Annotated in this window: 12 protein-coding genes; 3 read left to right on the top strand and 9 right to left on the bottom strand. The window is 54.5% G+C overall.

The window, feature by feature from the left end:
* The first annotated feature begins 266 nt into the window (after positions 1-266).
* The 3 genes from NP590_RS01840 to NP590_RS01830 all read left to right on the top strand — a co-directional run bounded on the left by NP590_RS01840 (position 267) and on the right by NP590_RS01830 (position 14595).
* A complete protein-coding gene (locus NP590_RS01840) occupies positions 267-7655 on the top strand; it encodes a beta strand repeat-containing protein (protein ID WP_256600450.1) in 7389 nt (2462 codons plus the stop codon).
* A 163-nt stretch (positions 7656-7818) separates the two neighbouring features.
* The gene (locus NP590_RS01835; protein WP_256600449.1) at positions 7819-12048 is read left to right on the top strand and encodes an FkbM family methyltransferase; all 4230 of its coding nucleotides are present in this window, start codon (positions 7819-7821) and stop codon (positions 12046-12048) included.
* A gap of 21 nt (positions 12049-12069) precedes the next feature.
* The gene (locus NP590_RS01830; RefSeq protein WP_256600448.1) at positions 12070-14595 is read left to right on the top strand and encodes a tetratricopeptide repeat protein; all 2526 of its coding nucleotides are present in this window, start codon (positions 12070-12072) and stop codon (positions 14593-14595) included.
* 6 nt (positions 14596-14601) lie between these two features.
* On the opposite strand, the gene nirJ is transcribed toward NP590_RS01830, so the two are convergent.
* The 9 genes from nirJ to NP590_RS01785 form a co-directional block, all read right to left on the bottom strand.
* Positions 14602-15744 (bottom strand): heme d1 biosynthesis radical SAM protein NirJ, encoded by a 1143-nt coding sequence (gene nirJ, locus NP590_RS01825; protein ID WP_256600447.1) that lies wholly within the window; start codon positions 15742-15744, stop codon positions 14602-14604.
* A 1-nt stretch (position 15745) separates the two neighbouring features.
* The gene (gene ahbB / locus NP590_RS01820) at positions 15746-16225 is read right to left on the bottom strand and encodes a siroheme decarboxylase subunit beta (protein WP_256600446.1); all 480 of its coding nucleotides are present in this window, start codon (positions 16223-16225) and stop codon (positions 15746-15748) included.
* A gap of 22 nt (positions 16226-16247) precedes the next feature.
* Positions 16248-16514, bottom strand: a complete 267-nt coding sequence (locus NP590_RS01815) for a hypothetical protein (protein ID WP_256600445.1) — start codon at positions 16512-16514, stop codon at positions 16248-16250.
* Positions 16511-16720 carry a ribbon-helix-helix protein, CopG family gene (locus NP590_RS01810; protein WP_066981176.1) on the bottom strand — a complete coding sequence of 70 codons (210 nt, stop codon included), beginning with the start codon at positions 16718-16720 and terminating at the stop codon, positions 16511-16513. Before NP590_RS01810 ends, NP590_RS01815 begins: the two co-directional genes overlap by 4 nt.
* A gap of 72 nt (positions 16721-16792) precedes the next feature.
* Entirely contained in the window at positions 16793-17236 is a 444-nt protein-coding gene (locus NP590_RS01805; protein WP_256600444.1) for an Lrp/AsnC family transcriptional regulator, read from the bottom strand.
* Positions 17229-17729: a siroheme decarboxylase subunit beta gene (gene ahbB, locus NP590_RS01800; protein ID WP_256600443.1), complete on the bottom strand. Its 501-nt coding sequence runs from the start codon at positions 17727-17729 to the stop codon at positions 17229-17231. The genes NP590_RS01805 and ahbB (NP590_RS01800) overlap by 8 nt, the downstream gene beginning before the upstream one ends.
* Positions 17722-18177 carry an Lrp/AsnC family transcriptional regulator gene (locus NP590_RS01795; RefSeq protein ID WP_256600441.1) on the bottom strand — a complete coding sequence of 152 codons (456 nt, stop codon included), beginning with the start codon at positions 18175-18177 and terminating at the stop codon, positions 17722-17724. The genes ahbB (NP590_RS01800) and NP590_RS01795 overlap by 8 nt, the downstream gene beginning before the upstream one ends.
* A 2-nt stretch (positions 18178-18179) precedes the next feature.
* Entirely contained in the window at positions 18180-19361 is a 1182-nt protein-coding gene (locus tag NP590_RS01790; protein ID WP_371927215.1) for a cytochrome D1 domain-containing protein, read from the bottom strand.
* A 196-nt stretch (positions 19362-19557) separates the two neighbouring features.
* The gene (locus NP590_RS01785; RefSeq protein WP_256600440.1) at positions 19558-20181 is read right to left on the bottom strand and encodes a cold shock domain-containing protein; all 624 of its coding nucleotides are present in this window, start codon (positions 20179-20181) and stop codon (positions 19558-19560) included.
* Between the last annotated feature and the right edge of the window lie 7 nt (positions 20182-20188).

Raw genomic sequence — 20188 nt, 5'->3', positions numbered from 1 at the left:
ATCCCTATATAAATATGAGTTTTAAACAGGGTTAATTTTCACACACATTGGGGTGTTTCCAAATTAATCCATCGCTAAATCTCACCAACAAACATAAAACACTGCCGAAAATTCTGTTATTCAGTTCAAAAAACAATACGGTAATTAAAGTTTTTTAAGTCATTACCGATACACTGACCCAATGGGGTTGGAAACCGCAAAATATCATCGGTAACTTCTTTTTTGCCAACCAAAAATAAAATTCAACGTTTTGACGAGGACGACTCATGGCAATCACCACCACAACAGACATCACCACCCTGACAACCCAGGATATCGCGGACTTAACAACCTCGGAAGTCAGAGCACTGACACTAACGCAAGTCGGCGCCTTATCGGCCGTTCAAATCCCCGCCTTCACCACCGAACAAATCGCGGCTTTAACAGCTTCGCAAATCGGCAAACTAACATCCACGCAAGTAGCTGCAATGGAAACCGCCGATTTTGCGGCCATATCCAAAGTCGCGATTGCGGGCATGGCAACTGGCGTAGTCGCCGGATTGACGAGTACGCAGATAGGTCTGTTGACAACCGGAACCGCGGGGCAGATTTCGGGCTTGAGCACAGCGCAAATCGTGGTGTTAACCACCGATCAAATCAAGGCCTTGTCGGCAAACCAAGCCGCATCCCTGACCGGCGCACAAGTCAATAAACTTAGTGCCACTCAAATTGCCAAACTGGACGCAGTCGATTTCGGCGCAATTACTTCAAGCGCAATTTCCCAATTGAGCACAGCCGTAATTTCCGCATTGACCACGGATCAGATTCAGGCCCTGTCAACTGCTCAAGCACCCGCATTGACCGGCGCGCAACTGGGTAAGTTGAGCAGCACCCAAGCCGCGCAAATACAGACCGACGTCCTCCAACACCTGACCACTACCGCAATCAAAGGCCTGTCGGCATCTGCGGTCGGAGCCTTGACGGACAGCCAAATCGCCCATCTGACTACGGGCACAAACGGTCAGATCGCCAGCCTGACCACTGCCCAAATCGCCGCACTGAAAACCACGCAAATTGTCGCCCTGGAAACTGCCCAGGCCGCCGCAATTACCGGGACGCAAGCCGCCGTGCTGAGCGCCGCACAGGTCGCGGCCATGGAAACCGCCGATTTTGCCGCCTTGACTATCGGTGCCACCGGCGCGCTTTCCAAACTGACTACGGCGGCGATTGCCGCCCTGACAACCGCAACCAACGGACAAATTGTCGCGTTGACGACTGCGCAAGCAAATTCATTGACCGCCGCGCAGGTTGCGGCGCTAAATTCAAGCCAACTGGCGGCAATCGAGAACGCGGATCTTGCAGCTATTTCCACTGTCGCCATCAAAGGCATGACTACCGGTTCGCTGGCATCGTTGAGCGGCGCTCAGGTCGCAATCTTGACAACAGGAACCGCGGGACAGATAGCGGCACTGACGACCGCCCAAATCGCCGCATTGACCAGCCCCCAAATAGTGGCGCTGAGCGCGGCGCAAGCCGGTTCGATTACCGGCGCGCAAGCCGCAAAATTGACGAGTTCGCAGATCGCGGCCATGGAAACCACGGATTTCCAAGCGTTAACCACCACGGCGATTTCCAGTTTGTCCACAACAGCCATAGCGGCGCTGACCGCTGATCAGATTGTGGCCTTAACCACAACGCAGGCAGCCGCCTTGACGTCCGCGCAAGTCAGCAAATTAAGTACAGCGCAAATCGTCAACTTTGAGGACGAAGATTTCGCTCGACTGAGTTCCCAGGCAATAGCCGGCATATCCACTGCCGCCATTTCTGCGCTATCCGACTCGCAAATTGCCGCACTAACCACCACCCAGGCACGCGCCCTCTCCGCGGCCCAATTATCCAAACTGTCCACCACCCAGGTGCAAGCCATTGAGACTCAGGATTTTGCGGCCTTATCCAGTAGCGCAATCGCGGGCTTGAGCACTACCCAAATCGGTGCGTTGACAACCTCGGCAACCGGTCAACTGGCTAATTTAACCACCAGTCAGGCCGCCGCCCTGACATCCGCTCAGGTCGCCGCCATAGGCACCAGTCAAATCGCCAGCCTGGAAACGGCGGATTTGGCGAGTATCAAACCGGCCAGCATCAAGGGGCTGACAACAGCCGTTGTCGAGGCACTCAGTACCAATCAAATCCAAAGTTTGACGACAGGCAACGCCGGCCAGATAGCCTCGCTGAGCACTGCGCAAATTCGGGCTCTGACACCCGGTCAAATTACCGCGTTGACCACGGCTCAAGCCGCATCGCTGACATCGGCCCAAATTGCAACAATAAGCTCTACTCAGTTTGCCGCGATGGAGGCGGAAGATTTCGCAACCCTGTCGCCAGCCAGCATCAAGGGACTGTCCACCACCATTGTAGCTAACCTGACCACCGATCAGATCCAAAGCTTGACCACGGGTACGGCCGGACAAGTAGCGGCATTGACCACCGCCCAAATCGCGGTATTGACGACCGGCTCCAATGGGCATATCGCTTCCCTGACCACCGCTCAAGCGGCATCCCTGACCTCGGCGCAAGTTGCCAAGTTGACCACCGCGCAATTCGCGTCCATGGAAGCGGAAGATTTCGCCGCCCTGGCACCATCCGGCATCAAAGGTCTGTCTACCACCACAATCGCCAACCTGACCACCGATCAAATCGCCAGCTTGTCCACCGGAACCGCGGGACAACTGGCTGGCCTGACGACAGCTCAAGTCAGGGCGCTGACCACGAGTCAGCTGGAAAAACTCACTTCGAACCAGGAAGCGTCGCTGACATCTGCTCAGGTTGCCGCGCTTACCTCCACCCAGTTTGCCACCATGATATCGGATGACTTCGTTGCGTTGTCTTCCGCCGGCATCAAGGGTCTGTCCACAGCGATTGTGACAAATTTGAGCAATGATCAAATTCAACTGCTGACTACGGGCAGCGATGGTCAAATTGCCGGGTTGACAACGGCGCAAATAGCCGCGTTAAAAACCACCCAGATACAGGCCTTAACCACCGATCAGGCGGCATCTTTAACCTCCACCCAACTTGCCAAATTTAGCTCCGCGCAGTTGGCCAACATGGAATTGGTCGATTTCGCCAGCCTCTCCCCGGATGCCATCAAGGGCCTGGCTACCAGCGCCATCGCAACGCTATCGACTGGACAAATCTCCAGCCTGACCACCGGTGCCACCGGTCAATTGGCAGCCTTGACGACGGCACAAATCGCCGCGCTGACCTCTGCGCAAGTGCCTTATCTGACCTCGGCGCAAGCAGCATCGCTGACCTCAACTCAAGCCGCCAGACTGACTTCGGTCCAAGTATTCAACATGGAATCGGAGGACTTTGTCGCTTTGTCCCCGGACGCCGTTAAAGCGCTAAGTACCGCAGTCATTGCCGGCTTGACCACCAGTCAGCTTTTCAGATTAACCACCGGCGCGACAGGTCAAGTCGCGGCCTTGACTTCCGCTCAAATCGCGGCTCTAACTAGCACTCAGATCCCAGCCTTCACAACCGCGCAAGCCAACTCCCTGACTAGCGATCAAATCTCCAAATTCAGCGCAGTACAAATCGCCCGATTCGAAACCTCCGACATTGCGGCATTGAAAACCGATGCCATCGCCAGTTTGACCACCGGACAAATTCAGGCCCTGACCACCGCCCAGGCTGCCGCCTTAACTTCCGCGCAGGCCGCCAGTCTCACGTCTACTCAACTCGATAAGATGTCCGCCGCGGACTTCGCCGCGCTTACCACCGGCGCCACTGGGGCACTTGCCAACTTGACCACCAGTGCCGTATCCGCCTTGAATGCTTTTCAAATCGCGGCACTCACCACGGCGCAAGCGGCGTCCCTGAAATATACCCAGTTCAACCAACTGACATCCAACCAGATCGAGTCCATGGAAGCGGCGGATTTCGCGGCCCTTTCCACCGATGTGATTTCCAACATGTCTTCGACTACCCTGCAGGCCTTATCGACGGACAAAGTCGCCGAGTTGAGTACGACACAAGTAAGCTCGCTGACGCCTGAACAAATCGCCAATTTGACAACCGAGCAAATCCAGGCGTTGACCATAGGCACGGCGGGACAGATCGCAAGCCTGACCACCTCTCAAGTCGAAGTGTTAACTCCGACGCAAATACAGGCGCTCAAACTCGACCAAATCGCCGCATTGGAGACCGAAGACGTCGTGGCCTTGAAAGAGGCGCAAATAGCCGCGCTGACAACCGGCACCACCGGACAGATTGCCGCCTTGACCACCGACCAGATCAAGGCACTGACAACCAGCCAAGTGGCCGCCTTGTTGTCTAGCCAAATAGAGTCCCTGACCGACAGCCAGATTGCCGCGCTGGATAGCGGCGACTTGGCATATATAGCCTCGGCGGCAATCAGCGGCTTGTCGACCTTCCAGGTAGCCGCATTGACCTCGGCTCAAATCGCCAGTCTGACGACGGCCCAAATACAGGCATTCACCAGCGACCAGCTACAGGTTTTATCGTTGGGTACCGCCGGACAGATTGCGGCGCTGACATCCAGTCAGGTTCAAAAACTCACGCCCACGCAAATAGGCCAACTATTGCCCGACCAAATCGCGGCGTTGGAAACCATAGACTTGCAACAGCTATCCGCCGCCCAAATTGCCGCTCTGACCACCGATCAGATTGCTGCCTTGACGTCAACCCAAATCCAAAAGTTGACAAGCACGCAAGCCGGCTTCCTCAGCTCGACACAAATCGGCGCGCTATCCGCCGCTCAAATCGTCGCCCTGGAGCCAGAAGATTTGCTTAGAGTAACCACGGACGCCATCAAAGGCTTGTCGACTTCCGCGCTGCAAGCCCTGACCACCGCAAGCGACGGTCAGATTGCCGCTCTAACCACCAGACAACTGCAACAGCTGAGCAGTACGCAATTACAGGCCTTGACCATAGGCACCAACGGTCAAGTCGCGGCACTGACCACCGAACAAATTCGGGCCTTGACTACCGGCACAAACGGTCAAATCGCGCAACTTACCACTACGCAGATTCAGGCCTTGGAAACCACCGACGTGGAAGCATTAACCATAGGGCAGATTCAATCCCTGACCACTAGCCAGGTAGCCGCGTTCAATGCCGGACAGATAACGGCCTTGACTTCCGATCAAGCCGCCAAACTGAGTGCCGCCCAAGTCGCCGCGCTGACGCCGGGTCAGATTACGGCATTGGATAGCGACGATTTGCGCGCCATTACCACGGCCGCCATTCAAAGCTTGTCGACCGACGCCTTGCAAGCCCTGACAACCACGGGCACAGGTCAAATTGCCGCTCTGACCGCCAGTCAAATCCAGGCACTGACCACAACGCAGATACAAGCGTTGACGCTGGGCGCCAACGGACAAATCGCCGCCTTGACCACCGAACAGGCAGCCGCATTGACCACCGCTCAATTGGTTAAACTGACTACCAACCAAATCCAGGCCTTGGAGATCGCCGATTTGGCGGCCCTGACCAGCGAGCAGGTGTCTAAGTTCACTACCGAACAAATTGCGGCACTCACCAATACACAAGTAACCAACTTGACCAGCAACCAGATACAGGCCTTCAGCTCCACTCAAATCGGCGCGCTGAGTGCAACCCAGATATTGGCACTGGAAACCGGGGATTTGGCAAAAGTGACCACGTCCGCCATCAAAGGCTTGACCGTCGACGCCATACAGGCCCTGACAACCGGCACCGCCGGCCAGATAGCGGCATTGTCCACCGACCAACTCAGAGCTTTGAGCTCGGAACAATTGCAGGCCTTAACCTTGGGTACCGATGGCCAAATTGCCACGTTATCTACAGCCCAGGTTGCCAATTTGGCCGCTTCGCAAATCGCGCAATTAACCACCCGGCAAATTCAAGCCCTGGAAACCGAGGATCTGCAAGTTCTGTCTATTACCCAGATCGGCGCCCTGACCACTGAGCAGATCAATGTATTGACAACGGCTCAAATAGTGGCGTTTGACACCTTGCAAATTTCAAGTCTGAGCTCAACCCAGGTTTCAGGCTTGTCGAATGCACAGGTGGCAAAAATCGAAATCTCCGACATCCCCTATGTCAACGTGGCTGGACTGCTGGCAACCGGGGGGTTGCAAGCCTTGACCTCTTCGCAAATCCAGGCATTGACGCCTGCCCAACTCGCCTCGCTCAGCGTCGGACAAGTGGCGGCGCTATCCGCCGGTGCGGGAGGGCAAATCGCCTCCCTGTCCACCTCGCAGATCAGTCAATTGTTAACCACGCAAATCGCCGCATTGACATCGGATCAGATCGCCTCGCTGGAAACGGAAGACGTTGCAAAACTGACTACCGCGCAAGTGGCCGCCATTTCAACCTCGGTAATCGATAAACTGACGACGGCGCAAATCGTCGCACTGACCAGTACCCAGGTGGAAGCGTTGACGACCAACCAATTGCAAAAATTGACGGCTACCGAGTTGCGCGCATTGGAGAATGAAGACATCCAGGCCCTGACCACAACGCAATTTGCCGCAATCACGACGGATCAACTCAGCCAGCTAACCACGACTCAACTGGAGGCCATTCTGCCAAGTCAAATCGAGCATTTGACAGCCGGTCAGATTACCCGCCTCAGCAATCTCGGTTACAGCACCGTTGACACTGTCGGCATAAAAACATCCTCTACGGTGAATGGTACCGCGGGGGCGGATGTGATCATCGGCGGCGCCGGTGCGCAGACCATCAGCGGTGGGGCTGGTATAGACCAACTATTCGGCGGTGCCGGAAACGATACCTTCCTGTTCAATACCGGCGATGTCAGTTTTGGCGAGACCATCGACGGCGGCGCGGATTTCGACATTATCAAAGTAGTGACCAGCACCGATTTTACCGGGGCGGGAGCCGGCATCACCAATATCGAGCAATTGGCGATTACCTCGGGTGAAACCGCGACCTTTACCGGCGCCCAACTGACCGGTCAGACACTGTTTGTCAATGCCACGGCAGCCGGCGCGGCCACCTTGCAAGTCAATGTGGTCGGCGGCACGGCGGTTGATTTATCCGGCCTAAGATTTACGGCGGTCGCGGGTGGCAACGCCTTCGACACCGGTACGGATATCATCGCGATCAACGGAGACGCCACGGCCAACACCATCACCGGCACCGATTTGGCGGACACCATCACCGGTGGCGCGGGAGCAGATACCATGAGCGGTGGCGATGGCGCGGACACCTTCGTGTTTGTCGCCGGCGATTCCGGCAATCTGGGCGGTACCGTATACGAGTTCGACACCATCAGCGATTTCACGCTGGCGGGTGGCACGGATCCCGACACTCTCGACCTGGTAGGCGCTCCTACCATCATCGGCGACGACACCGGCACTGATGTTGCTCTTGCGCTTACCGGCTTTGACGGCAGCCAAGTGGTTACCGCGGACAGTACGGGCGGATTAATCACGCTGGGCGGAGCGGATGCCGGCTTGGTCGACTCCATAAGCGAATGGGTGGAAGTCGCCCGACTGTTGACGACAACGAACGGCGCGGCCAGCACCTTTGTATTCCTTGGCGACACCTATGTGTTCCAGGAAAACACCGGCGGCGATCTGTTGATCAAACTGACGGGTGTAACAGCCGACGGCCTCAACACGGCGGCCGGCGTCACTATAACCTGATCGGTTGGTCTATAATTGCAGCCAGTCAACGAACCGCCCTCGGGGTTACTCGAGGGCGGTTTTTTTTCGGGACACCGGATTATTTGGCGTCGTCACCGTCTTGATAGACTAAGTAATTTCCGGGTTGCGTCGGATCAGCCAGATTAAAAAATTGAGGTCAGCAATGAAAAAACAGGAATTTTGGCCGCTCACGATTGAGAACAATGTCGTGGTTTGCGTTGCAGCGGATGTGAATCTCATGACATCCTACGTTTTGCTGGAACAGGAAGATTGGTTTGAAGATGAAATGGATTTCATCCGCACTTACATCCAGCCCGACATGAACTGTCTGGATATAGGTGCAAACCATGGCGTCTATACCCTAACGATTGCCAAACAACTGGTTCAGGGCCGTGTTTGGGCCTTCGAGCCTACCAGCGCCCCGGCAAAAATGCTGGAACGCAGCATCGATATCAACCGTTTCGCCGAAAAAGTCACGTTACTGAAACGCGGACTGTCCGATGTAGCCAGACAAGCGGAAATCTCAATTTCCGCCAACAGTGAATTGAACTCGCTGAGCGCTGGCGGCAGTGACAAGGAAATTATCCAGCTAAACACTCTGGATGACTCGCTGGCCGAATATGCGCCCGGAGTAACGATAGATTTCGTGAAAATGGATGCCGAGGGCGAGGAAATCAATGTCTTAAAAGGCGGTCAGCGTTTTTTCTCCGCACAATCTCCTCTGCTGATGTTCGAGTTAAAGCACGGCAGCAGCATCAATTACGGCTTAATAGAGGCCGTCAAACAAAACGGCTTCGAGATTTATTGCCTCATTCCGGCAATCAACGTACTGGTAGAGTTCGACGAAAATCAACACAGCGACGCATTAAATCTGTTTGCCTGCAAACAGGATCGCGCCGACATTTTACGTAACCGGGGGTTATTGGTAACCCGCCAACAATTTGCCTTGGCCATGGCGTCGGTGACAATCGATCCGTCCAGCCTGAACAGACTTGCGCAATCCGATTTCTTCAAGTCCTGTTCCGACTCGGCCATCCCGGCGGCACAAGCGGAGCAATACCGGCATCTGCTGCAAATTTGCGCTGATTTTGAATGGGGCAATCATAGCCCGGCGGAAAAACTCGGCTTGCTTTATTTGGCCAAGGCCATTGCCGAACAATATGCAACGATGGACCTTGCGGCCGAACCGGGCAAGGCAGCCTGGATGATGATGCTATTGTTTGTTCAGCACAGACTAGGGCTAAGGGCCGCGGCCATATCCAGCGCCGCCACCCTTATACTGAATACCGAGGCTCTAAACCAATTCAATGCGCATTTTTTGCCGCCGCTTGACGCCGATCTATCGCGCCCGGTCCAAACCTCGCTTGCTCATTGGCTGCAATGCGTGCTGGTCGAGTTTTACGAAGCCAAACGAAGCTTTTCGTCTTATTTCCTGGCTGATCCGCTGTCGATTCTGGATTTGATCAAGGAAAACGCCAATTTATCGGTTGGCATGGCCAGACGATTTGCCTTGGCTTGCATGCGCCTGCAAAAAGACGTTCCGGAAAATATCGGAAATTTTATTATGCGGAACAACCCCAACAATCAAGCCGTTTGGAAAGACTTGCTAGGCGGCACCGCGGCATTCAATTTGATTGACGATCTGCTAAAGAATGACCGCGCACCCCTGACTATCAATATTGCCGACATCGGCGCCAGTTCTCACGGACAACTCACGGAACCCTACGCACCGCTCATGCAGGCAGGTGTTGCCAGCGTAGTAGGCTTTGAGCCGGATCCGCATGCCCATAAACAATTGTGCGACATGTATGGCGAAAACGCCGCCTACCGTTATCTGCCGTATTTTGTCGGCAAGGGCGGCGATGCCACTTTTTACGAAACCAACTGGTTTATGACCGGCTCCCTTTACAAGCCCAACAAACCGTTATTGGATGCTTTTTTTCAACTAAGCGATGTGGTGCAATGCATTGCCGAACATCCAGTAACAACGGTGCGCCTGGACGATATCGACGATTTAGGCAATGTAGATCTGATAAAAATCGATGTGCAAGGTGGCGAACTCGACGTATTCATGGGCGGCAAACAGGTGCTTTCCAAAGCATTGGCAATATGGACCGAAGTCGAATTCGTCGAACTTTATCAGGGCCAACCCTTGTTTGCGGAGGTGGATCAATTTTTGCGTTCGCAAGGCTTCATGTTCCACTGCTTTACCGGAATCGTACCTCGCAGCTTCAAGCCTCTGATTCTGAAGGACAACCCATACGCCGGCATAAAACAAGCCATCTGGTCGGACGCAATTTATATCCGCGACTTTCAGAAACTACATGATCTTGATACCACGCAGTTACGGAAACTGGCCGTCATTCTCGATAGCGTGGTTCACTCCCCCGATTTTTGCTTAATGGTTTTAAAGGAAATCGATCGACGCGAAAACATGCAACTCGCCGAAGCCTATTTGAAAACCCTACCCGAACATTTCGGCCTTATTGACGCAACCGCCATGGACGGCAACTCGCCAATTTCGGCCGCGGATGCGGCGACAATTCACCAGAAAACCCTGCAAGCCCTGGAGTTTCAGAACGCCAATAATATGTTGGAAGCCAGCCGTTTGTTCCAGGAAATTCTGGCCATGCAACCGGGGAATTTCTCCGCTTTGTATTCCATGGCGGTCATCGCCTCGCAAAATGAAGCACACGGCGAGGCGTTGCAATGGATACAACGAGCCATAGCCACCGGCCAAAACTATGCACCGGCATATTTTGTGGAGGCTGTAGAATTGCAAGCATTGGGACGGTTCGATGAGTCGCTGGCCAGCTACCAACGGGCCATTAGCATCGATCCCGCGTACGAAAGCGCCATGATCAACCGCAGTAATCTGTATTATGAAACCAAGCAGCACATCAAAGCACTGGAAAGCTTTGCCGAAGCCATACAAGTCAATCCTCTTTCAGATAAGGCTCTCGCCGGACAGGGCATCATTCTGACCGAGATGAACCGCTACGAAGACGCGATTCCGATTTTCGAGCGTTTATTGGCCGCCAATCCCGATTTCGATTATGGTCGAGGTTTATTGTTCCATGCCGAGCAGCATTGCTGCGACTGGAAAAGATTCGAGGAAAGCAGGACCCTTATCGAAGCCGGCATCAAAGCCGGCCAAAGGGTTTGCAAAACGCTACCCTTCATGTCGCTATCGAACTCCCCCGAGGATTTGTTGAAATGCGTCACGATATTCGCCGACCATTTATTTCCCGCGAAAACAAAGCTACTTTGGCAAGGCGAGGTTTATAAACACGACAAAATCAGGCTTGCCTACATTTCTCCGGATTTTCGCGAGCATCCGGTCGGTCATTTGATGGCCGGCATCATCGAGCATCACGACAAGTCGAAATTCGAAACCATAGGCATATCGCTGGGCATAGACGACAACAGCTCGCTGAGATCGCGCTTTAAAAATGCCTTCGACCAGTTTATCGATGTCAGAACACGCAAGTCTTGGGATATCGCGGAGCTCATTCGCAGTCTTGAGGTGGATATTCTGGTCGACCTGGCCGGTTACACCGCGGACTCCCGCACCGATGTTCTCGCGTACCGGCCCGCGCCAATTCAGGTCAATTTCCTGGGATACCCCGGCTCCCTAGGGGTAAGTTACATGGATTACATCCTGGCCGACCGGGTGGTGATCCCCGAGGAACATCAGGCGTTTTACAGCGAAAAAGTCGCCTATCTGCCCGACGCCTATCTGCCGACCGACTGCAACCTCAAAATATCCGAACGCACGCCAACCAAGGCGGAGATGGGTCTACCGGAAAGCGGCGTGGTATTTTGTTCCTTCAATCACGATTATAAAATCAATCCGCCGATGTTCGATGTCTGGATGCGTTTGCTGAACAAAGTACCGGGCAGCGTGTTGTGGCTGATGAAACTGAATGAGCCGGCCCAGCACAACTTGCGCCGGGAAGCCGCACAGCGCGGCATCGACCCCGCGCGCCTGATTTTTGCCACCCGCGTGCCGTTGGTGGAGGATCATCTGGCCCGTTATCGTCTGGCGGACATGTTTCTGGATACCAGCCCCTACAATGCCCATACCACAGCCAGCGATTGTTTGCGGGTGGGTTTGCCGGTGGTGACTTATCTCGGTAATACCTTTTCGGGCCGGGTCGCCGCCAGCTTGTTGCAGGCCATCGGCATGCCGGAACTCGTTGCCCATTCGCTTGAAGAATACGAAGCACTGGCATTGAGTCTGGCAACGGATCGAGATCGACTGGCGGAAATCAAGGGCCGACTGCTGGCAAACCAGGCAACATACCCTTTGTTCAAAACCGATCTGTTCTGCAAGAATCTTGAACAGGCGTTTTCCGGCATGCTTGAGCAAAATAGGGTAGCGAAATCCTGAACGCCGCAATTTTTTGTCGCCATGAATGACGAGACCTTGCAACAAAAATTGGGTATCGCCATAGCCTCGCACTTGTCCGGAGACTTGGTGGGGGCCCAAACTGTATATCTGGAAATTCTGCAATGCCACCCGGAACATGCCGATGTCCAGCACAACATGGGTTTGCTGGCACTGCAGGTCAACCAGCATGCCATCGGGCTGGCACATCTCAAACAGGCGATTGCCCTGCAACCCTCAAATCCAAAATACTGGCGAAGCTATATCGACGGTTTGCGCCAGTGCGGCTTCCACGAATTCGCACAACAGGTTTCGCTGCAAGCGCGCAACGTTGCTGGGTCTAACGAAACCGGTCCTTCTGTCGCGGATCAAATGCAATCGTTGCAGGATTGCTATCAGCGGCAAGCCTACGGCGAATGCGAACAAATCGCCCGGCATTTGCTGACCGCAACCCCCGACGATGGCTATGCATGGAAATGGCTGGGCATAAGTTTGCAACAGCAACAACGATTGACCGAAGCTCTGCCTGCCTTGAAAACGGCAAGCGAGCGGCTACCGGATGACGCGGAAGTCCACGGCCACTATGCATCGGCATTACACCGTGCCGGCCACTTGCAAGAAGCCATTTTTCACTATCAAACAGCCATACGGCTCGATGCCGATAACGACACATATCTGGGAAATCTTGGGGTCATCTGGCACAATCTCGGACAATTCACCCAGGCGGAACAGTGTTTTAAAATCATCGTTTCGCGAAAGCCCACGGCCATCGATATACTGGTCAATCTGGCCCTAACCCTACTAGCCCGGAACCAAAGCGCCGAAGCCGAAACCTATTTGCGAGACGCAATCGCACAACAGCCGGATATCCCGGAAGCTCATCACTATATCAGCATCGCCTTGAAAACTCAAGGGCGTCTTGAGGAAGCAAAGTTCGCCAATCTGCGGGCATTGGCGCTAAACTCGAATTACGCCGATGCCTACGATACTCGGGGCGCCATCCTGTTCGAACAAGGAAATCTCGCCGATGCGGAAATTTGCTTTGAACAAGCCATCGTCAGCGGCCCGTCCAACCCGAAGTATTACAACAATCTGGGGACGATGCTGCAATTACAGCGGAAGTTGGCGCAAGCCGAAAGCTATTACCGCAAAGCGATTACGCTCGACCCAAACTTTGCGTCCGCCCACACCAACTTGGGCATCAATTTGCAGTCTCAGGGAAGAATTGAGGAAGCCGGGCGTTGTTGGCAAACCAGCTTACAAATCAATCCCGCTTCCATCGCGGACCAAAGCGGTTTGTTATTTCATTTGAATTACAGCGCAAGCCTGCCAAGTTCGCCCTACGTCGACGAAGCGGTAAAATTCGGTCGATTGGTGGCAAGCCAAATCGACCAAGCTTTCGATAGTTGGCTCTGCGAACAACACCCCCAACGCCTTCGGGTCGGACTGGTATCCGGCGATTTTAGAAACCACCCCGTCGGACATTTTTTACACAGCCTGCTACGTGAAGTCTGCAATACCCATCTCGATCTGATTGCGTATGCCACCCAACCGGGCGTCGACGATTTTTCGGCAGGTATCCGGCCCTTTTTTGCGGATTGGAAGACTATTTGTCATCTCGGCGACAAAGCGGCGGCGGAGCTGATACGAGCCGACGGCATACACATACTGATCGACCTTGCCGGCCACAGCTCTCACAATCGCCTTCCGCTTTTTGCGTGGAAAGCGGCCCCCATTCAAGTAAGCTGGTTAGGCTATCTGGCGTCGACAGGCCTTGGCACCATCGACTATATTCTTAGCGACCCCTATTCCATTGAAGCAGCCGATGAACAGTTTTTCACTGAACATATATGGCGCCTACCCGACAGTTGTATCTGTTTCACCCCAACCGTCGATGATGTTGCTGTCGAACGGCCGCCGTCGCTGGAAAAAGGCTTCATCACCTTCGGCAGTTTCAATAATCTCAGCAAGATGACCGATGAGGTTATTCAAATATGGTCGAAAATATTGCTCGCCGTACCAAAATCGCGCTTGTTTCTTAAAGCCAGCCAGCTAAACGAAGCCGCTATCGCCGAAAGAATCCTGGGGCGTTACGCCAGTCATGGGATTGCGGCCGATCGATTGTTGCTCTCCAAAACTCTTACCGCTCCAGATAGGCATCTGGCAACCTACAACCGCATCGACATTGCGCTGGATACTTTTCCCTATCCAGGCGTCACCACCAGCATCGAGGCCTTGTGGATGGGTGTCCCTGTCTTGACGCTACGAGGCGACGGTATCCTGGCGCGGGCAAACGAAAGTATCAACATTAATGCGGGCTTGGGGCAATGGATTGCAGGCGATAAACCCACTTACATCCAAAAAGCCGCCTTATTCGCGGCAAATCCAACTTATTTGAGCGAGCTACGAAAAGACCTACGCAGCAGGGTCTTGGCTTCACCGTTATTCGACAGCCTTGCTTTTGCGCGGAATTTTGATAGCGCTTTATGGGATATGTGGAAAACACATACTGCGTGTAGTGCCTCCAGGTGGACATCGAACGTTACCTAACCCCGATCATTTCAGCCCTATTTCCTCATCCTCCAGATAACAACCCGGGTCCTCGGCCCAGAAATCGCCCGTGAGTTGCTGGGCTCTTACCCGGGTGTTGCCGTTGCAGATGCTTAGATGATGGCAATCGGCGCAGCGGCCTTTCAATAACCGGGGCGATGCTTTCAAGCCGGCCATCAGCGGGTCGGACACATCTTGCCATATTTCGGAAAACGGTCTTTGCCGCACGTTGCCCAGGCCATAATGCCACCAAAATGTATCTGGGTGCACATTTCCGAGATTGTCGATGTTGGCGACATTGACCCCGGAGGCATTGCCGCCCCATTGTTGCAGTTTGGCCTGCATATGCTCGGCGCGCTCCGGAAATCGGCGCTTGACCCAATGCAAAAAATACACCGCGTCGGCGTCGTTGTTGCCGGTCACCACTTCCCGCTGCAGGCCCTGTTGTTCCCAGGTCAAGGATTTTTCAAACAAGGCATCCATGACTTTGCGGGTCAATTGAAACGCGGCATCGTCCTTGCGGTTTTTGTTGCCGCGGCCGCCGTAATTCAGGTGCGACAAATAAAATTTGTCGATGTCCTCGTCGTCCATCAATTGCAGCAACGCATCGAAGTCGTGGGCGTTGTCCTGGGTCAGGGTAAAACGCACGCCGGCCTTGATGCCGTGTGCGCGGCACAATCTTATGCCGGCCAGCGAGGCGTCAAACGAGCCTTGTTTCCGCCGAAAAGTGTCGTGAGTCCGGCCTATGCCGTCCAGACTGACGCCGATATATTGGTAATCGATGGCGGCGATTCGTTCTATGTTGTTTTCGTCTATCAAGGTGCCGTTGCTGGACAAGGCTACGTAAAAGCCCATATCGCGGGCCCGCCGGGAAATGGTAAAAATATCCGGATGCAGCAAGGGTTCGCCGCCGGACAAAATCAGCACCGGTACCTTGAAGGCTTTCAGGTCGTCCATCACCGTGAAAATTTCCGGCGTGGTCAGTTCGCCGGGGAAATCGATATCGGCCGAGGTGGTATAACAGTGTTTGCAAGTCAGGTTGCAACGGCGAATCAGATTCCAGATCACCACCGGGCCGGCGGGTTTACGCGGCTGGGACAAGGGCGTGGGGTGCAAGACCTCGCGCATGTATTGACTGAGTCGGAACATATTAGCCTGCGATGCGTAAACCGGTTTTTTTGAGGATTTTGGTGCTGTACAGCACCGCCTGCCGCCGCACGTCGCCGCCCAGCAATTCGGCGATCACGGCAATCTGCTTTTCCGCGTCCCGTTCGGTTTTGGCGTGAACCATGGCAAACAGGTTATAGGTCCACTCCGGCGCATGGCGCGGCCGTTGATAGCAATGGCTGACGAAAGGCAGTTCGGCGACGCGTTGCCCCAGCATGTCCACATGATTGTCGTCGACATCCCAGACCGTCATGCCGTTATATCGATAACCGAGTCGGTAATGATTGGGTACGGCAGCGATGCGGCGGATTACGCCGTTCTCCAGCATCGCGGCCATGCGCCGCATGACCTCATCGGCAGTCAAACCCAATTGCCCGGCAATGGCTTGATAAGGTTCGGCGACCAGCGGTAGGCCGGCCTGGGTGGCCTGGATGATTTGTCGGTCTATGGCGTCTATGGACATCAGGGTAATTACAGCGTAACGATCATTTTCGAATCAAATAACCGACCAAGCCACCGGCGGTTGCCGACAGGATGGACATGGCCCATTTCTTTTCTTCGGCGCTCGCGGTGGTGGACAGCAAGGTTGCATAGCATAGGCCGGCTATCATAACGACAAACCCCAGAGCCACTACAAACAGAGCCACATCCTTGAACAACCTGACCCGCCGCTCGCCGTCGGTTTCCTCTCGGTCGACCGACACCTTGAAGGTGTGATTGGGCGGCGGCTGATTAAGATCGATATGGTTCATAAACCGATAATTTCGGTTTCCAGCTTTTGCGTCGTCGGCTCAACCAATCCCAGCTTCAAGCCTCTGCGCCGGCCATCCTGTGCCGCCAGATAAAGCGTCATGGCCTTGCGCAAAATCTCGCTTTTATTGGTTTCATTCTCCTGGGCCACGCGATCAAGTTCCCGATTGAGATCGTCGGATAACACCACATTGAAACGAACGGACATGGCAAACTCCTGCAGCAGTTAAAAACAGGTGTATTTTATACACTCATTTTACATATGGAACAATTTTGCCCATCACACCGGCAACTGCAAACCCACGTAGTATTCGCTGATTTTCGGCATGTTGTAGACGCTCAGCCCGGTTTGCCCTTCGATTTGCCCGATGACTTCCAGCACCTGTTCCGGCTTTTCGGTGGCCAGCACAAACCACATATTCAGCACATGGTTCCTGGCATAGTTATGCGCCACTTGCGGAAAAGCGTTGACGATTTCGGTCACTTCCTCGAAACGCTCTTCCGGCACCTTTAGGGCGGCCAACGTCAGCGCACCGCCCATGTGTTCGGCGTGGTACATCGGCCCGAAGCGCGATAACACGCCGTCGGCCAGCAAAGTTTGCAGCCGGTTCAGCAACTCCGCTTCGCTGATGCCGAGCTGATCGGCCACCCGCCGATACGGCGCTTCGCAAATGGGAAAGCCCTGTTGCAAGCGGTTGATGATGGTTTTGTCGATATCATCCATGGCCGGCCTCCCGCTTCGGCTGCCGATACAGCGCCCCGCGCTGCTTGAAACAGCGGCGGCTGAACAGTACTTCGAAGGCTACCTCGGACAAGCCGCAGCTTTCCCGCAAGGCCGCCCATTGCCTCAATACCGCTTCCCGGCTCTTGCCGTGTATCATGCAATACAGGTTGTAGGGCCAGGTTTCGCCCTGCCGCGGCCGCTGGTAACACAGATTGACGCAGGGCTGTTGACTGACGAGCTTGCCGACCGCCGCCACTTCGGCGTCCGGAATATCCATCACTATCATCGCATTGGCCCGATAACCCAGCTGACGGTGCTTGACCACCACACCCCAACGCTTGATCAAGCCCCGGGTTTTCAGGCTCATCAGGCGGTTGATGACTTCCTGCTCGCTAAGCGCCAATTGCGCGGCAATCGCGGCATAGGGCCGGGCCGCAATCGGCAGGCCGGCCTGCACGGCTTCAATCAGCTGAAAATCGATAGCGTCAATCATGCAGATTCAACTCGAAACCCAGGTTGATGAAATAATCCGCCAACATCGGCAGCGGCATGGCCCGGTAACCGGTGGTGGCTTCGATATCGGCAATCACCGCTCGCAGATGGGCTTCATGGTCGGCAATCAACACGAACCATAGATTGAAGCGGTTTTCCCGCTCATAGTTGTGATTGACTTCCGGGTAGGCGCTGACCAGTTCCGCCACCCGGTTCAAATCGGCTTCCGGTACCGCCATCGCCACCAGCGCGCTATTGCCTATCGCGTTCGGCGCAATCACCGGGCCGATGCGGCTGATCATTTGCTGTTCCGACAGGGCCTGAAACGCCGACAACACCTCGTCCTCGCTAACGCCCAACTGCTCGGCGATATCCCTATACGGGGTGGGACTAAGCGGAAAATCCTGCTGATAATTGTTCAACAGCTGTTTGTGCAAGGCCGACAACATATTTACAAACCCAGCTGATTGGCACGATTGCTGAAGAAAATTCCGCTGGGTTTTTGCGCCGGCAAGCGGGCGGTTTCGGCCAGGGTTTCGGTGTCGTACACCATCACCCGGTCTTCATCGCGCACCGCCAGCCAGACCGCTTCGCCGCGCGGGCTGAATTCCATATGCAGCACCGCCTTGCCGGGTTGCAGGGTTTTGACCACCTGAAAATCCTTAATGTCTATCACCTGCACGGTCTGATTGTCCGGGAAGGCGAAATTCACCCACGCCTGCCGGCCGTCCGGCCGCGCCATCACGAACACCGGCTGGCCGGCCAGCGGGATACGCCGGGCCAGAGACCAATCCCGCGTATCGACCACCAACACTTCATGCCGGCCGATGGCCGGCACCAGCAGCCAGTTACCGGCCACCGTCCAGCCTTCCAGATGCGGCATTTTGTAAACCGGCGTTTGCGCATCGTCCTTGCCGTAATCCTGCAAAATGTGTTTGACGCCCTGCTCCGGTTGCCACAAATCCAGCAAGGCCAGACCTTTTTCGCCAAACAGGCCGGCGGCGTAAAAATGCCCGTCCGGCGTCAACAAGGCGTCGTAGGGTTGCTTACCGATATTTTGGAATTTTTGCACTTGCGGTTGGCGCGGATTTTTGGCATCGATCAGCCAAATTTGGTTGCCTTCAAACAAGCTACAGACGAAACGTTGGCCGGGCGCATCGACCAAACCGACTACCTTGGACAGTTTGTTGTCTTCGCCGTAAAGCGCCGGAATCTCGGCCAGTTGTTCCAGCGTGTCGGCATCGAACAGTTTCACGCCGCCCGGCGTGTAATTGGATACCGCGATAACTTTGCCGTCCTGCGAAATCGCCCCGCCTATGCTGTTGCCGGCCTGGATGATGCGCTTGGCCAGTTTGTCTTGCAGCAGGTCGACCTTGCTCAAGCCGCCGTCGCGGCCGAACACATAGGCGTAACGCTGATCACGGGAGAACACCACCGAGGCATGCGACAAGTCGCCCAGGCCCTCGATGCGGCTCAACATGGCGGGCTTGCTGGTGTTGACGATTTGCGCACTACCCTGTTCGCGCTCGATCACCACGCCAAGGTCGCCGGTAGCGCGCAAATCGGCCTGACTGCAAGCCGCCAGCAGCATGGGAATAAGCAACGGCAGGGTGTTAAATAAGGTTTTCATCATTTTGAATGCTTAGTCGGCGAATACTTCCTGTAAATCTATCGTGCAATCCGGAAACAAATAAGGGCTGACGGCAATATCCATGCCCCGTTACATGAAAGACAGTCTCGTGGGAGCGACGCATAGTCGCGATACTCAAGGTCATCATCGCGACTATGCGTCGCTCCTACCATGACTTTCAGAATAAAGTTCGTATTGCTCAATGTCCACACCATTGATCTTCGCAAGGACGACCGTCCCCATCACCGTCAGTAACACTCCCCGGACAATTATTGAGATAGAACACCGCTTCCGCGCAGGATGTCATTTGCGAACAGCGAGTTTTACCTTCGCAGTGATACGAAGCGGCTATCGGTTGTCTTACTGCCGAAACGACCGGTTCGAAATCTCCCGCTCCGATAGTCGCATCCGAAGCATTGGACGAATATGTTGAGTAAGCTTTATAGCCAACAACCAATATGCCAATTATAAAAACTAACCCAATAAATCCACTTGACCCACTGTTTCCATGATTTGTATAAGACTTTCGCCGGGTATTGGACTGCTCATGCACCGCCGGCTTGCGCTGAAGCTTGATCGGTGGTTTTTCAATTTCCCTGGCTAAAAAAACGCTTTCCATGCCCTCGATACTGGCATTAACCGCTCGCTTGCGCCTTTTAGAATCCGTTTCCAGATTAAAAATTACCATGTCCCCAACCGCTGGCCTACGCGACAAGCCTCCGAACGCCGATATATGGATAAACACATCTTCGCCGACGGCATCAGTATGAATAAAACCAAAACCCTGTTCATCGTTCCACCGCATCAAAATACCTTTTGCCACCGGTCTA

Source organism: Methylomonas subterranea (assembly GCF_024505185.1).
GTDB classification, from domain to species: domain Bacteria; phylum Pseudomonadota; class Gammaproteobacteria; order Methylococcales; family Methylomonadaceae; genus Methylomonas; species Methylomonas subterranea.
Note: the sequence above shows the minus strand (reverse complement) of the source record. Positions and strands in the feature narration are given on the sequence as shown.

Excerpts from the sequence above, each read along its gene's own strand:
- NP590_RS01835 (WP_256600449.1), top strand. The coding sequence starts at position 7,819 with ATGAAAAAACAGGAATTTTGGCCGCTCACGATTGAGAACAATGTCGTG.
- NP590_RS01810 (WP_066981176.1), bottom strand. The coding sequence starts at position 16,720 with ATGTCCGTTCGTTTCAATGTGGTGTTATCCGACGATCTCAATCGGGAA.
- NP590_RS01790 (WP_371927215.1), bottom strand. The coding sequence starts at position 19,361 with ATGATGAAAACCTTATTTAACACCCTGCCGTTGCTTATTCCCATGCTG.
- nirJ (WP_256600447.1), bottom strand. The coding sequence starts at position 15,744 with ATGTTCCGACTCAGTCAATACATGCGCGAGGTCTTGCACCCCACGCCC.
- NP590_RS01795 (WP_256600441.1), bottom strand. The coding sequence starts at position 18,177 with ATGTTGTCGGCCTTGCACAAACAGCTGTTGAACAATTATCAGCAGGAT.
- ahbB (WP_256600443.1), bottom strand. The coding sequence starts at position 17,729 with ATGATTGACGCTATCGATTTTCAGCTGATTGAAGCCGTGCAGGCCGGC.
- NP590_RS01815 (WP_256600445.1), bottom strand. The coding sequence starts at position 16,514 with ATGAACCATATCGATCTTAATCAGCCGCCGCCCAATCACACCTTCAAG.
- NP590_RS01805 (WP_256600444.1), bottom strand. The coding sequence starts at position 17,236 with ATGGATGATATCGACAAAACCATCATCAACCGCTTGCAACAGGGCTTT.
- ahbB (WP_256600446.1), bottom strand. The coding sequence starts at position 16,225 with ATGTCCATAGACGCCATAGACCGACAAATCATCCAGGCCACCCAGGCC.
- NP590_RS01830 (WP_256600448.1), top strand. The coding sequence starts at position 12,070 with ATGAATGACGAGACCTTGCAACAAAAATTGGGTATCGCCATAGCCTCG.
- NP590_RS01840 (WP_256600450.1), top strand. The coding sequence starts at position 267 with ATGGCAATCACCACCACAACAGACATCACCACCCTGACAACCCAGGAT.